Source organism: Pseudomonas sp. Leaf59 (genome assembly GCF_920984685.1).
Lineage (GTDB): Bacteria > Pseudomonadota > Gammaproteobacteria > Pseudomonadales > Pseudomonadaceae > Aquipseudomonas.
This window is the reverse complement of the sequence record NZ_CAKLBR010000011.1, coordinates 64,954-77,361: the sequence shown is the minus strand read 5'-3', so window position 1 is coordinate 77,361 and position 12,408 is coordinate 64,954. Positions and strand designations below refer to the sequence as shown.

At 64.5% G+C, this 12,408-nt stretch carries 13 protein-coding genes; 9 read left to right on the top strand and 4 right to left on the bottom strand.

The window, feature by feature from the left end; translation table 11 throughout:
- Positions 1 to 13: 13 nt before the first annotated feature.
- Both LUB09_RS13950 and zapE read right to left on the bottom strand, forming a co-directional pair.
- Complete coding sequence (locus LUB09_RS13950) at positions 14 to 1,315, bottom strand: leucine-rich repeat-containing protein kinase family protein (protein ID WP_231422841.1); 1,302 nt, start codon at positions 1,313 to 1,315, stop codon at positions 14 to 16.
- A 40-nt stretch (positions 1,316 to 1,355) separates the two neighbouring features.
- Positions 1,356 to 2,447, bottom strand: coding sequence for a cell division protein ZapE (gene zapE / locus LUB09_RS13945; protein WP_231422840.1), 1,092 nt, complete (start codon positions 2,445 to 2,447; stop codon positions 1,356 to 1,358).
- A gap of 183 nt (positions 2,448 to 2,630) precedes the next feature.
- Here zapE and LUB09_RS13940 point away from each other — a divergent pair, with 183 nt between their 5' ends.
- The 7 genes from LUB09_RS13940 (at position 2,631) to LUB09_RS13910 (ending at position 9,005) form a co-directional block, all read left to right on the top strand.
- Positions 2,631 to 3,131 carry a Csu type fimbrial protein gene (locus LUB09_RS13940; RefSeq protein ID WP_435532506.1) on the top strand — a complete coding sequence of 167 codons (501 nt, stop codon included), beginning with the start codon at positions 2,631 to 2,633 and terminating at the stop codon, positions 3,129 to 3,131.
- Complete coding sequence (locus tag LUB09_RS13935; RefSeq protein ID WP_209982976.1) at positions 3,125 to 3,667, top strand: Csu type fimbrial protein; 543 nt, start codon at positions 3,125 to 3,127, stop codon at positions 3,665 to 3,667. Before LUB09_RS13940 ends, LUB09_RS13935 begins: the two co-directional genes overlap by 7 nt.
- An 18-nt stretch (positions 3,668 to 3,685) precedes the next feature.
- Entirely contained in the window at positions 3,686 to 4,228 is a 543-nt protein-coding gene (locus LUB09_RS13930) for a Csu type fimbrial protein (protein ID WP_209982974.1), read from the top strand.
- Positions 4,229 to 4,230: 2 nt separating this feature from the next.
- Positions 4,231 to 4,719 (top strand): Csu type fimbrial protein, encoded by a 489-nt coding sequence (locus LUB09_RS13925; protein ID WP_057007578.1) that lies wholly within the window; start codon positions 4,231 to 4,233, stop codon positions 4,717 to 4,719.
- Positions 4,720 to 4,744: 25 nt separating this feature from the next.
- Positions 4,745 to 5,533, top strand: a complete 789-nt coding sequence (locus LUB09_RS13920; protein WP_209982972.1) for a fimbrial biogenesis chaperone — start codon at positions 4,745 to 4,747, stop codon at positions 5,531 to 5,533.
- Positions 5,534 to 5,644: 111 nt separating this feature from the next.
- Complete coding sequence (locus tag LUB09_RS13915; protein ID WP_231422869.1) at positions 5,645 to 7,954, top strand: fimbria/pilus outer membrane usher protein; 2,310 nt, start codon at positions 5,645 to 5,647, stop codon at positions 7,952 to 7,954.
- A 70-nt stretch (positions 7,955 to 8,024) separates the two neighbouring features.
- Complete coding sequence (locus LUB09_RS13910) at positions 8,025 to 9,005, top strand: Csu type fimbrial protein (RefSeq protein ID WP_231422839.1); 981 nt, start codon at positions 8,025 to 8,027, stop codon at positions 9,003 to 9,005.
- Here LUB09_RS13910 and LUB09_RS13905 read toward each other — a convergent pair.
- Complete coding sequence (locus LUB09_RS13905; protein ID WP_231422838.1) at positions 9,002 to 9,739, bottom strand: anti-sigma factor family protein; 738 nt, start codon at positions 9,737 to 9,739, stop codon at positions 9,002 to 9,004. The genes LUB09_RS13910 and LUB09_RS13905 overlap by 4 nt on opposite strands.
- Positions 9,736 to 10,242 carry a sigma-70 family RNA polymerase sigma factor gene (locus tag LUB09_RS13900; RefSeq protein WP_057007574.1) on the bottom strand — a complete coding sequence of 169 codons (507 nt, stop codon included), beginning with the start codon at positions 10,240 to 10,242 and terminating at the stop codon, positions 9,736 to 9,738. The genes LUB09_RS13905 and LUB09_RS13900 overlap by 4 nt, the downstream gene beginning before the upstream one ends.
- 170 nt (positions 10,243 to 10,412) lie before the next feature.
- On the opposite strand from LUB09_RS13900, the gene LUB09_RS13895 reads away from it, so the two are divergent.
- Together LUB09_RS13895 and LUB09_RS13890 are read left to right on the top strand one after the other, a co-directional pair.
- On the top strand, positions 10,413 to 11,495 hold the full coding sequence (locus LUB09_RS13895; protein ID WP_231422837.1) for a catalase family peroxidase: 1,083 nt from the start codon (positions 10,413 to 10,415) through the stop codon (positions 11,493 to 11,495).
- Positions 11,492 to 12,040, top strand: a complete 549-nt coding sequence (locus tag LUB09_RS13890; protein WP_209982964.1) for a cytochrome b — start codon at positions 11,492 to 11,494, stop codon at positions 12,038 to 12,040. The genes LUB09_RS13895 and LUB09_RS13890 overlap by 4 nt, the downstream gene beginning before the upstream one ends.
- Positions 12,041 to 12,408 lie beyond the last annotated feature (368 nt).

The window sequence follows — 12,408 nt, the reverse complement described above, 5'->3', positions numbered from 1 at the left end:
GAGGCACCGTTGTTTAGCGGTGTTGGAGAGCATCGAGCAGGGCTTCGATGTCTTCGAAGCCGGGCCGCGCCAGCACATCGGGCTGACAGCAGTTTTTGTGCAGTGCCAGCAGTTCGTCGCTCACCTGGCCGTCAACCCGCTCCAGCAATTCCCCCAGCAACACGCCGAACGCTCGCACTTCAATCCTCTGCAAGGCCCGGGTCTCCAGCGTGTCGGCCATGGCGTGGAACGACGCGGCACCAAAGTCCCCCAGCAGACACTCCCCGGCTTCATTCCACAGAATATTGTGGCCGTACAGATCGCCATGGGTGATGCCGTTCCGGTGCAGGTGCGCCGCCACCGAGGCGATACCGCGCGCCATGCGCAGTGCCACGTCGAGGCTGAACCGGGTGGCGGGCGCGTAGATGTCGCGGGTGCAGGACGCCAGGCTTGGCAGGGCAGCGAGGTTGCGGTAGCTCGGCTCGATCAGGTCCATCACCAGCGCAGCCTGTTCATCGGGGTGGCCGACCACGCGGCCGCGCACCTTGATCAGGTTGGGGTGCAGGCCGGCGGCGATGCAGGCCTGCATTTCGTGCAACGGTGAGCCGTCGCTGGTGATCGTGCCTTTGTAGAGTTTCACCGCCACCGGCAGCGCCTGGGGTGTCCACAGCGCCTGGCGGATGATCCCCGACGCACCTTCACCCAGCACCTCGCCCAGTGCCAGTTCGGTCCAGGGAATGTTCGGCGTCGCGTCCTCGCTTGCGAGGTCCGCTGCCATTTCCACCGGATTACCGGCGTAGGCCAGCCAGGTCAGGCTGGGCAGCGTCAGCAGCCAGCGCGGCAGGTGAGTCAGGCGATTGGCGGCGATGCGGATCAATTCGAGGTTCTGACAGTTGGCCAGGCTCTCGGGCAATTGCGCCAGCCGGTTGCCGGCCAGCATCAGTTTTTGCAGCAGCGGTCGCTGGCCCAGCTCGTCGGGCAACTGGCTGATGCGGTTGTCGGTGAGGATCAGCCAGCGCAATTGCGGTGGCAACGCGGCGGCCGACACATGGCTGATCTGGTTGGCCTTGAAGCCGATCATGCTCAACGCCGTGCAGTGGCCCAGGCTCGCCGGCAGCTCGGTAAAGGCGTTGTCCGAACAGAACAGCACGCGCAGGCGCGTCAGCCGGTGCAGGTCGTCGGGCAGGCTGCTCAGGGCGTTGCCCGTGAGGTTGAGGATTTCCAGGGTGTCGGCCAGTTCGAAGATTTCCCGGGGGAATTCGGTCAGCCCGCAGGACAGGTCCAGGCGCGTGGCACCGGCCAATTGGCCGGCCTTGAGTTGGGCGAGGGTATTCATGAACGGCGCGGTCACTCGGCAAGGGGGCGTAAAAAGGTGCTCATGATAGCGGCTCGGGCGCAGGTTGCGGGCACGCCTGTTGCAATTGCCCAAGACGGCTGGCGGTGCGCGCGAGGTCGATGGCCTGGCCGCTCATGGCCTGTGCCAGTGATTGTTCACCGATCAGCGTCAGCTGTTTGTCACGGTCGTAGAGCACGTCCACCAGATTGATAAAACGCTGTTGCACGGCAATCGGGCAGTCGGCGAGGTGGGGCAGGCCGTCGATGATCCAATGGTCATAGTCCTGGCACAGCAACAGGTAGTCCATCACGGCGGTGAGTTGTTCGCACAGATCGGCGAACGTGAAGGCGATGGTGCGCGCCTGATGGCCGCGACACGTCAACTGCCGGTTGCCCACCGTCAGGCTGTGCTCGGCGGCGTCCGGCCCGGGCAGGCCAAGCGCCTCGCGTTGCGCCGGGGTGCCCGGCCACACGTAGTGCCCGCTGGTAAAACGCTGTTGCGCGTGAGCCTGGGGCAGGCTGCGAAAATCCTCGGGTGAACTGACTTCCAGCACCTCCATGCGCGCGGCGATCAGGTCGATCACCGGCTTGAAGCGCTCATGGTACAGCGGGTTGGGCAGCAGGCCTTCGGGCGCATAGTTGGACGTCACCAGCACCAGCACGCCACGCTGGAACAGCGCCTTGAACAGCCGGCTGATCAGCATGGCATCGCCGATATCGTGCACATGGAACTCGTCGAAACACAGCACCCGGCAGCCAGCCAGTAATTCATCCAAGGTCACGGCGAGGGCGTCGTCCTGCGCGCGGTGCCGGAACATGCCCTGGTGCAGGCGGGTAAAAAACTCATGGAAGTGCACGCGCTGTTTCTCGGCCAACGGCAACGCCTGGAAAAAACCGTCGAGCAACCAGCTCTTGCCGCGCCCCACCGGACCGTGCAGATACAGGCTGCGGGTAGGCCGGCCGGCGAGCAGGTGCGCGGTCTCGCGGTGCATGGCGGCAATCGCCCGGGTCTGGCCGACACTGAGGGTATAGCCCTGCTGCGCGGCTTTTGTCTGAAAGAACATCGCGATGGATACGTCGGTGCGGGTGTCGGGTTTTTTACCGAGCAGGCGACGAATCAGGGAACCGGCCAATACAAGTCACTCCAGGGTGCGGTGGTGGCCTACTTTAGGCGACCGCTGCAGTCTCGAAAAGCCATGATCCAGGCTAAATCCTGCCTCGACTGGCAGATTCCGCCCGAGTGGCTAACCTCATACACAGGTGTCACCCGCGCATAAGGATTTGGTGCTGTGAAGGGACGAGCGGTATTGGCAATCATGGGCGCAATGCTCTGCAACACGGTTTACGCGGCGCAACTTCAGGTTGTGGTGCGTATCGACGTGCAGCGCGGTTGCCAGTTGGTAGGCACCACGCGCAGTGCCGGTGTGGAGCAGCTTGGCGTGCTGGATTTTGGCAGCGGCCCGCGGTTGGACGACCCGGCCGGGCCGCTGAGTGCGGCGTTGATCAGCCAGCGCCAGCCGCGCCTTGAGTGCAACCCCGACACGCCGTATCAGATGCGCGTAGACGGCGGCCTGCACGGTGGCACTGGCGAAGTGCGTTATCTGGGCAATGCCACCTCTTCGAGCACACCCATTCCCTATCGTATTTATGCGGACGCCGCGCGGCTGATCCCGTTGCCGGTGAACGTGCCGGTCAGCGGCCGCGTGCCAGAAAGCGGCTCGGTCGACCTGCCGCTCTACGGCCGCATCGAACCGCTCAAGGACATTCCCGCCGTCGGCCGCTACACCGACCTGCTCAAGGTGACGGTCACGTGGTAGGCCGTCGTTTGACCCTGATGGCCATGGGCGGCCTGTGGTTGCTGGCGCCGGATGCCCGGGCGGCGGTGGCCAGCGGCTTTATCCAGGCGCGCATGGTGATCACCGCCAGTTGCGAGGTGAGCAAAGGCACGGACGTGGCCCCCGTCAGCCCGACCGGCGGCACCGCCATGCTGGATTTCGGCAGCCAGGGGCCCACCTGGAGCAACCCGTTGGCGGCCGGCATGTCGGCCGGCGATAACGCGCCGTTGATGGTCGCCTGCAACCCGACGGTCGCCAGTTTCACCGTGACCATCGACGGCGGCACCAATGCCGTCGGCACCACTCGGCGCCTGAGCAACGGGCGCCAGACAATCGCTTACCACCTGATGGCCGACCCGCTCGGGCGTATTCCGTACAGCATCGGCGAGCAACGCAGTTTCGTCGCCAGCAATGGCACGCAAATGACCATCCCGGTGTGGGGCGCCGTGGTGGCCAATACCACCGCCCTCCCGGCAGGAACCTACACCGACACATTGACCGTGACACTGGATTGGTAAACCCAAAGGATGACTCTCATGCACCCACTTGTATCGCGAATCGGCGTCTGCGCCCTGGGCCTGGCGATGGCCTCCAGCCTGAATGCGGCGACCACTGTCACCGGGCAGATCACCTCCAGCCTGACGTTGATCGCCAGCTGTCAGGTCAACGGCTCCGGTGCCGCAACCGGGCTGAATTTCGGTGCCTTGAACTTCGGCACCATCAACAGCCTGTTCACCAATGCCGACGCCCAACTGCTGGGCGGCACCGGTACCGGCGGGGCCTTGTCGATCCTGTGTTCGGCCGGCACCACGCCGGCGGTGAAGGTGCGCGCCGGCGCCCATGACGGCGCCTCGCCGGGCGGCACCCGCGCCCTGGCCGACGGCGCCGGCAACTTTGTGCCGTACGACTTCTACACCGACAGCGGGCACTCCGCGCTGCTGGCGATTGACGGTGTGGTGACCCTGGCCGCCAGCACCGGTGTAGCGCAAACCGTTGCGCTGTACGGTCGGGCCGTCGGCAAACCAGGGTTGCCGGCGGGCACCTACACGGACACGGTGGCCGTTGAACTGACGTTCTGACCATGTGGCGCACAGCGTTGCTGGCCTTCGGGCTGGCGCTGCCGTTGCCGTTGTCGGCGGTTACCAACCAGAGCTTCCAGGTGAGCGCGACCATTACGCCGGGCTGCCTGATCGTGGGCGGTGGGGTCAATTACGGTTCGCTGAACTACGGCAGCTATTCCGCCCTGGCCACCAGCACCGTGACAGCGGCCATGACCGGTGGCATCACCCTGCAATGCACGCCAGGGGTGGCACTGAGCGTGAGCGTCGACGGCGGGCTGCACAGCACCAGCGGGCGCAATCTCAAGCACAGCAGCGGCAGTGCGCAGGTGGGTTACCAGTTATTTCGGGATGCCGCATTCAGCCAGAGCCTGGGCGTGAGCCAGAGCGTCAGCGTGAGCTACAGCGATGCAAACAACATCCGTCTGCCGATTTACGGGCGGGTGGTACTGCCGGGCAATCAGCCGAATGGGACGTACAGCGACACGTTGCAGGTGCAGCTGTCTTGGTAGGGATTTGAGTATGAGGAGTGGTTTTATGCGTTCACCTTCCCGGCGCTTGTGCGCCGTGGGCATTGCCTTGCTTGCCGCGGGCCTGAGCGGGCTTGTGCAGGCCGCAAGCTCAGTGCTGATCTGGCCGATTGACCCGGTGCTGGAGGCCGATCAGCAGGCCAGCGCACTGTGGCTGGAAAACCGTGGCACCGAGACCGCCAACCTGCAGGTGCGCGTGTTTGCCTGGAGCCAGCAGAACTTCGACGAGCAGTACCAGAACCAGCGCGATGTGATCGGCAGCCCGCCCGTGGCAAGGATCGAGCCCGGCCAGAAGCAACTGGTGCGGCTGACCCGCACCAAGGAAGTACCGCCGGGGCAGGAGCAGGCCTACCGCATCATCATCGATGAAATCCCCTCCGCGCTGCAGGTGCCCGCGCCACCGGAAGGCAAGAACACCGCAGCGGCGATTCGCTTTCAGATGCGCTATTCGGTGCCGTTGTTTGCCTACGGCGCGGGCCTGTGGAGCAAGGAAGACGCGACCCGCCAGCGTGACCCCAAGGGCGCGGGCAAGCCGGAACTGAGCTGGCACAAGGTCAATGTGGCCGGGCGCAGCTACATCGAAGTGCGTAACCAGGGCGCCGTGCATGCGCGGCTCACTGACGCTTCCTTCAAGCAGAACGGGCAGACCCGGCCGCTGGTCGATGGTTTGCTCGGCTATGTGCTGCCCGGCGCGACCATGCGCTGGCCGGTGCCGGACGCCGTGTCGGCCGACCAGCCGTTACAGGTACGGATCAACGGTGCGCCGCAACTGGAGAGCCTGGCGCCCAAGCGGTAGGCGTGAAGCAGCGGGACGGGCGGTTGCCCGGGTGTTAACAGGAGGGAGATGTCCATTGAAGGACACAACGCCATGGTGAGCTGTGGTCAGACTCGCGGCATATGGCTGTCGATGGCCGTGGCTGGCGGGCTGTGGGGCGCAGCGGTGGCGGGCGAGCTGCCGCCGCCGCCGAGCAGCATGGAGGCGGTCGCCGATGCCCAATTGTTTCTGCAGTTGGTGGTCAACCAGATGGACACCGGACGTGTGATCGCGGTGGATCAGCGTGCCGGGCAGCTTTTCGTGCCCGCCGGTGCATTGCAGGAGGTGGGCATGACCCTGCCCGGTGACTTCGGGCCCAGCGTGGCTCTGGATACGGTGCCCGGCCTGCACAGCGACTACGACAGCACCGGCCAGCGCCTGCTGCTGGATGTGCCACCGTCCTGGCTGCAGGAGCAGTTCATCGGCAACCGCAGCACCTACCCGCGCACCCAGGCCATGAGCAGTTTCGGCGCGTTGCTCAACTACGATGTCTATTTCAACGATACCGATGAAGGCGGCAGCTACCTGGCCGCCTGGAACGAGGTGCGGCTGTTCGACAACTGGGGCACCTTGTCCACCACCGGGCAGTTTCGTCAGACCCTGGCCGGCGGCATCAGCGACAGCACACTCAATAACGGTTACCGGCGTTACGACACCACCTGGCGCTTTTCCGATGATGAGCGCTTGCTCACCTACGAGGCGGGCGATGTGATCAGCGGCTCGCTGCCCTGGAGCAGCTCGGTGCGCCTGGGCGGGGTGCAGCTGTCGCGGGACTTTGCGGTGCGCCCGGACCTGGTCACCTATCCCTTGCCGCAGTTTGCCGGGGAGGCGGCAGTGCCGTCGTCAGTGGATCTGTTTATCAACGGCTACAAATCCGAAAGCGCGCTGCTGCAACCCGGCCCCTACACCCTCACCAACATTCCGTTCATCAATGGCGCCGGTGAAGCCGTGGTGGTCACCACCGATGCACTGGGCCGGCAGGTGTCGACCACGGTGCCGTTCTACGTCACCAGCACGTTGCTGCAACAGGGCCTGAGCGACTTCTCGGTCGCCGCCGGTACCTTGCGTCGCGATTATGCCCTGCGCGATTTCGGCTACGGGTCGGGCGTGGCCAGCGGCACCTTTCGCTATGGCTACTCCGACAATGTGACCCTGGAAAGCCATGCCGAAGCGTCCAGCAACCTTACCCTTGGCGGGCTTGGCGGCAACCTGCGCCTGGGCAACTTCGGCGTGCTCAATACCGCCATCAGTCAAAGCCGATTCGACGGCCGTAGCGGCCAGCAACTGAGCCTGGGTTACCAGTACAACAGCACGCGCTACAGCCTGTCGTACCAACGGGTCGAGCGCCGCGACGAGTATGCCGACCTGACCCTGGTCGACACGCCCTACGCCAGCCTCAGCAAGCGCAGCGAGCAGGTCACCCTGAGCCTCAATCTGCAGCGTTTCGGCAGCCTGGGCGTGGGCTATTTCGATGTGCAGGCGGCGGACGATTCGCGCACGCGGCTGCTCAACCTGAGCTGGAGCAAACCGCTGTGGCGCAACACCAGCTTTTACCTGTCGGCCAACCGCGAGATCGGCGACAGCAACTGGGCCATGCAGGCGCAACTGGTGATTCCGTTCGACCTCAATGGCAGCCTGGCGGTAAGCACCGAGCGCAGCAAGGACGGCGCCAGTCGCCAGCGCCTCAACTACAGCAGCGCAGTGCCCAGCGAAGGCGGGGTGGGCTACAACCTCGGGTATGCCCAGGGCGATGGCCCGACCTATCGCCAGGCCGACCTGACCTGGCGCTTGCAGTCGGTGCAGTTGCAGGCCGGCGTGTACGGCAGCAGCGATGCCGAAACGCGCTGGGCGGACGCCAGCGGCTCACTCGTCTGGATGGGTGGCAACGTGTTTGCCGCCAACCGCATCAACGACGCGTTTGTGGTGGTGAGTACCCAGGGGTTCGCCGGGATTCCGGTGCGTTACGAGAACCAGTTGGTCGGCCAGACCGATCGGCATGGCCACCTGCTGGTGCCATGGAGCAGTGCGTATTACCGCGCCAAATACGAGATCGATCCGCTGAACCTGCCGCCCAATATCCAGAGCCAGAATGTCGAGCAGCGGGTCTCGGTGCGTCGGGGCAGCGGCTACCTGCTGGAGTTTCCATTACGACGGGTGCTTGCCGCGAGCATCACCCTGGTGGACCGCCAGCATCAGCAATTGCCGCTGGGCAGCCTGGTGGTGCACGAGCAGAGCAACACCCAGGCGGTGGTGGGCTGGGATGGCCTGGTCTACCTGGAAAACCTCAGCGCCCATAACACCCTGCAGGTCACCCTGGGCGAAGGCCAGAGCTGCCAGGCCACATTCGACATGGACGAGCAACAACAGGACGTGCCGCTGATCGGGCCGTTGGTGTGCCAATGAACGCGCCATTTTCTTTGTTGAAAGAGCTGTTGTGGCAAGCCCGCTCGCCACAGGGACAGGAACGGGGAGTATGCGGGTGAGGGGCAAGGGATGGCTGTTGGGTCTGGGGCTGCTGTGTTCGGGCCAGGCGATGGCGGCGTGTTCGGTGGCGGCCAGTGTGCCGGCCAGCTTCGGCTCGATCAGTTCGATGACGGTACGCACGGCTGCGCAGGCCAGTTCCACCACCAGCGCCGGGTTGACGTGCACCTCGGCGTTGATTTCGCTGCTGGTGCCGTCGGACCATTTTTACGCCACCATCACCTCGGCCAGCAACGGCATGGTCGGGCCGACCGGTGATGTGATCGGCTACACGATCTATGGCACCAATACCGCGAGCTTTCCGATTGCACGCAACACTCAGTTCGATTTTGGCGGCACGGGCGGCATTGCCCAGCTTATCGGGCTGATCGCAGGGCCTGGCGCGAAAACCGTGCCGCTGTACATGGGCACTATCACCGGCAGCAACGTCGCCGCCGGCCTGTACACCGAGACACTGAACATCGCCTGGAACTGGAACTATTGCTCGGGGGTGGGCCTTGGCGGCATCTGCCTGGGGCGCGATATCGGTAACGGCACAGCCACCCTGACCGTCAGCATGACGGTGACCAACGACTGCCAGATCACCGCGCCGAATATCCTCTTTGGCAGTGCGCCGGTGGTCAGCGGGTTCACCGCGGTGACCGGGCAGACCATCAACATCGCCTGCACCAAGGGCAGCGCCTATACCGTCGGGCTCAGCGACGGGCAGAACCCGGTGAGTGTCGGCGGGCGGCGGCGGATGGTTTCCGGCACCAACTACCTGGCCTACGATATTTTCAAAAGTGCCGGCACCACGCGCTGGGGCAGTGTCGGCGCGGCGCGGCGCGCCAGTTCGACGGCCGAAGTCAACCCGGGCAATGGGCTGGGCATCGGCAGCCAGGTGTACAACTACAACGCCAGGGTCTACACCGATCAGACCACGCCACCGGCCGGCGTCTATGTGGACAACGTGGTGCTCGACGTCGGCTTCTAGAACTTCAGCAGCGGCGTGCCGGGCTGGCCCACCGGGCTGACCATCGCATAGTTGTAGCCGTCACCGGACCAGTACTCGGCCTGCAGACCGTCGGCGCTGCGACTGCCACGGGGCAGGAAGCCGTTTCCCGGGCCCGGCGGGCGAATGTAAAAGCTGATGCGTCGGCCCTGCGGGTCTTCGTACAGCACCATGGCGGCCGCGCCTTGCTCGGTGGTGAGCAGGCGCCCGCTGACCGGCCTGAAACCCGCCTGGCTCAGGTCGGGCAAGCGATGGGCCTGGTTGAAGTAGCGGTCGAGCCAGGCTTGCATTGTGCCGCTGTCCTGGGTGTTGTAGTCGGCGGGCATGATGCCGTCCTGGGCAAACAGGCGGTAGGCCTGCATCGCATCGGTCATTGGCAGCGTCGGCGGATGGGTGGCTTCGCGGGCGTGCCAGCCGCCCAGCCCGCCGAGGCTGACGGCGATCATCAGCACGGCGGCTGTGGCCAGGTGCCGACGCGACCGGTGCCGGATGCGCTGGCGAATCAGTGCCGGGTCCAACTGCGGGTTGGCGGGTGTTTGCAGGGCGCCGCTCAACGAGGCGCGCAGCAACTGCGCATCCTGTTGCCAGGCTTGCACCTGGGCCGCCACCTCCGGGTGGCCGGCCAGCCAGGTTTCCATCATGCGGCGATCATTCTCCAGCAGTTGATGATCGACGTAGGCATGTAAATCGCGTTCGCTGGGGGGCAGGCTGATCATTTGAGTATCCGCAGGGAAGGGCTGGCAATTTCGCCATCGCTGAGTTGGCGCAGGGCCTGGCGGGCGCGAGACAGGCGTGACATCACGGTGCCAAGGGGCACCTCGAGTATGTCGGCGACTTCCTTGTAGCTCAGGCCTTCGACCGACACCCACAACAGCAGGGCACGCTGCTCGGTGTTGAGTTTATCGAAGGCTTGCAGGGTGGACTGGGCCATCACCGTGCGCTCTACCGACGGCTGCGCGTCGTCGCGTCCGGTGAAGAATTCGAGCATGCGCGCGTAGCGTCGGCTGCGACGGTGGGCGTCGAGAAACTGGCGATAGAGAATCGAGAACAGCCAGGCGCGCAGGTCACCTTCGACGCGTTTGTCGGCCCAGCTGATGATCGCCCGCTCGAGTGTCGACTGCACCAGGTCGTCGGCGCTGCTGGCGTTACGGGTCAGGGACACGGCAAAACGCCGCAGCCTGGGGATGAGTTCACGTAACGGTTCGTCGAGTGCATGCATGGGCGTCTGGCTGTCCACTACGCTTGGACTTGAGAGACGTCCGGCGTTGAAGGTTATTCCCCCGCACTGAAAAAATAAATCCAGCGCCGGGGAATAGGGTGGATCGGCATTCGTCTCAATGCTCCGACCTTATGTTTCATCCCTAAGGCCATTGGCCCTGGAGTTCCTTCATGGTAGATCACTCATCACCGCCGCGTCCCGCGTTGAGCACGGCGAGCCTGATCGCACGACTCGCCGGTATCGGTGCTGTGGTTGCGGTTGTAGCCGGGGCGTTTGCCTACGTCAACGGCACACTCGACCCACAACGCCTGCGTCCCAAGACCCTGGTCAATGCGCTGGAAACCAACAACGGTGTGCATCCCGGTTTTCGACGCAACCATGCCAAAGGCGTGTGCGTGGCGGGATATTTCGAGAGCAGCGCCGAGGCCCGCGCGTACTCCCGTGCGCAGGTGTTCAGCGAGGCGAGGACGCCGGTGATCGGCCGGTTCGCCTTGCCCAGCGGCAACCCCTACGCGCCGGACAGCAGTGTGCCGATCCGCAGTTTTGCCGTGCAGTTCAGCCAGGCCAACGGCCAGCAATGGCGCACGGGCATGAACAGCATGCCGGTGTTCCCGGTGGGCACGCCCGAGGCGTTCTACCAGATGCTCAAGGCCGGTGCGCCCGACCCGGCCACCGGCAAGCCGAACCCGGTGAACATGCCGGCGTTTTTTGCCGCGCACCCTGAGACGGCGGCGTTTCTGGCGTGGGTCAAGACAGCGAAGCCTTCTGCCAGTTATGCCACCGAGTCCTATAACGGCATCAACGCGTTTTACCTGGTGAATGCCGAGGGCAAGCGCCAGGCCGTAAGGTGGGGCGTGGTGCCGCAGAGTCAGGATGCAGCGGGCGATGTCGCCCCGTCGGGCAGCGACTTTCTGGAAAAGGACCTGGTGCAGCGCCTGACGGCGGGGCCGCTAAGGTGGCAACTGAACATGACCCTGGCCAACCCCGGCGATCCGGTGGACGACGCAAGCAAGGCCTGGAGCGGTGAACACAAGGTGCTGAACGCCGGTACGCTGGTGCTGCAAGGCAGCCAGCCGCAGGCGGATGGCGATTGCCGTGACATCAACTTCGACCCGCTGATTTTGCCGAGTGGCATCGAAGCCTCCAGTGACCCATTGCTGGCCGCGCGTTCGGCGGCTTACGCCAGTTCGTATTTACGCCGCGCCGGTGAAGTCAGCCCGCTGCACAGCGCCCCGCAGGAGTCGAAACCATGAGTGCTCAACCGCGTTTTTTTGCGCCGCTGGCGCGCCTGCTGCATTGGGTGATGGCGCTGATGGTCATTGCCATGCTGTTTATCGGTGCGGGGCTTGCGGCATCGGTATCGGAACGGCATGAGTGGCTGCTGCACCTGCACAAGCCGCTGGGCATCGCGATTCTGGCGTTGGTGATTGTGCGGTTGGTGGTGCGCTTTTCCACGCGTCAACCGCCGCTGCCGGCTGATTTGCCGCTGTGGCAGGTGTTGGCGGCCAAGGCGTCTCATCTGCTGCTGTATGGGTTGATGCTGGTGTTGCCATTGCTTGGCTGGGCGATGATTTCAGCGGCCGGAGATCCGGTAATGCTCAGCAGTTCGGTGCAGTTGCCGGCCTTGGTGGCGGCGAATGCGCCGTTGTTTGCGCTGTTGCGCAGGGCCCATGGGTTTTTGGCGTATGTGCTGTTTTTTACCGTGCTGGCGCACCTGGCGGCGGCGCTGTTTCACGGGTGGATTCGGCGCGATGGGGTGTTGCAGAGCATGACTGGGCGCGATGCTGGAGCAGATTGAGCGCTAACTGCGTGAGGCTCCTAGCGCTGTCGCGCAGCAAACTGGAGCCTCTGTGGCGAGCGGGCTTGCCCCGCGTTGGGGTGCGCAGCGTTCCCAATCGAGCAAAACGCGGTGTACCTGACCCTGCCCGGAGCATGATTTTGGCGCTGCTGCGCAGCCCAACGCGGGGCTTGCCCTAATGCCGTTCAGTTAAGCCAGCGTGATGCTCGAAGCAATGAGCGGTGCGATTTTTCGGTGTCCCTATCCGTTTCTGCGGTAACGGCGACTTAGGGTTCCGCCCTTACGGCGGCTCACTTTTGAAAAGCACAAAAGTAAGCAAAACGCTCTTGCCCCAACACTCGGCACCTCGCTTAGGCTCGGTGTGCCCG

Bases quoted from the DNA above. Each gene is read 5' to 3' on its own strand.
- LUB09_RS13950 (WP_231422841.1), bottom strand. From the start codon at position 1,315: ATGAATACCCTCGCCCAACTCAAGGCCGGCCAATTGGCCGGTGCCACG.
- LUB09_RS13940 (WP_435532506.1), top strand. From the start codon at position 2,631: ATGGGCGCAATGCTCTGCAACACGGTTTACGCGGCGCAACTTCAGGTT.
- LUB09_RS13930 (WP_209982974.1), top strand. From the start codon at position 3,686: ATGCACCCACTTGTATCGCGAATCGGCGTCTGCGCCCTGGGCCTGGCG.
- LUB09_RS13925 (WP_057007578.1), top strand. From the start codon at position 4,231: ATGTGGCGCACAGCGTTGCTGGCCTTCGGGCTGGCGCTGCCGTTGCCG.
- LUB09_RS13920 (WP_209982972.1), top strand. From the start codon at position 4,745: ATGCGTTCACCTTCCCGGCGCTTGTGCGCCGTGGGCATTGCCTTGCTT.
- LUB09_RS13915 (WP_231422869.1), top strand. From the start codon at position 5,645: ATGGCCGTGGCTGGCGGGCTGTGGGGCGCAGCGGTGGCGGGCGAGCTG.
- LUB09_RS13910 (WP_231422839.1), top strand. From the start codon at position 8,025: ATGCGGGTGAGGGGCAAGGGATGGCTGTTGGGTCTGGGGCTGCTGTGT.
- LUB09_RS13905 (WP_231422838.1), bottom strand. From the start codon at position 9,739: ATGATCAGCCTGCCCCCCAGCGAACGCGATTTACATGCCTACGTCGAT.
- LUB09_RS13900 (WP_057007574.1), bottom strand. From the start codon at position 10,242: ATGCATGCACTCGACGAACCGTTACGTGAACTCATCCCCAGGCTGCGG.
- LUB09_RS13895 (WP_231422837.1), top strand. From the start codon at position 10,413: ATGGTAGATCACTCATCACCGCCGCGTCCCGCGTTGAGCACGGCGAGC.
- LUB09_RS13890 (WP_209982964.1), top strand. From the start codon at position 11,492: ATGAGTGCTCAACCGCGTTTTTTTGCGCCGCTGGCGCGCCTGCTGCAT.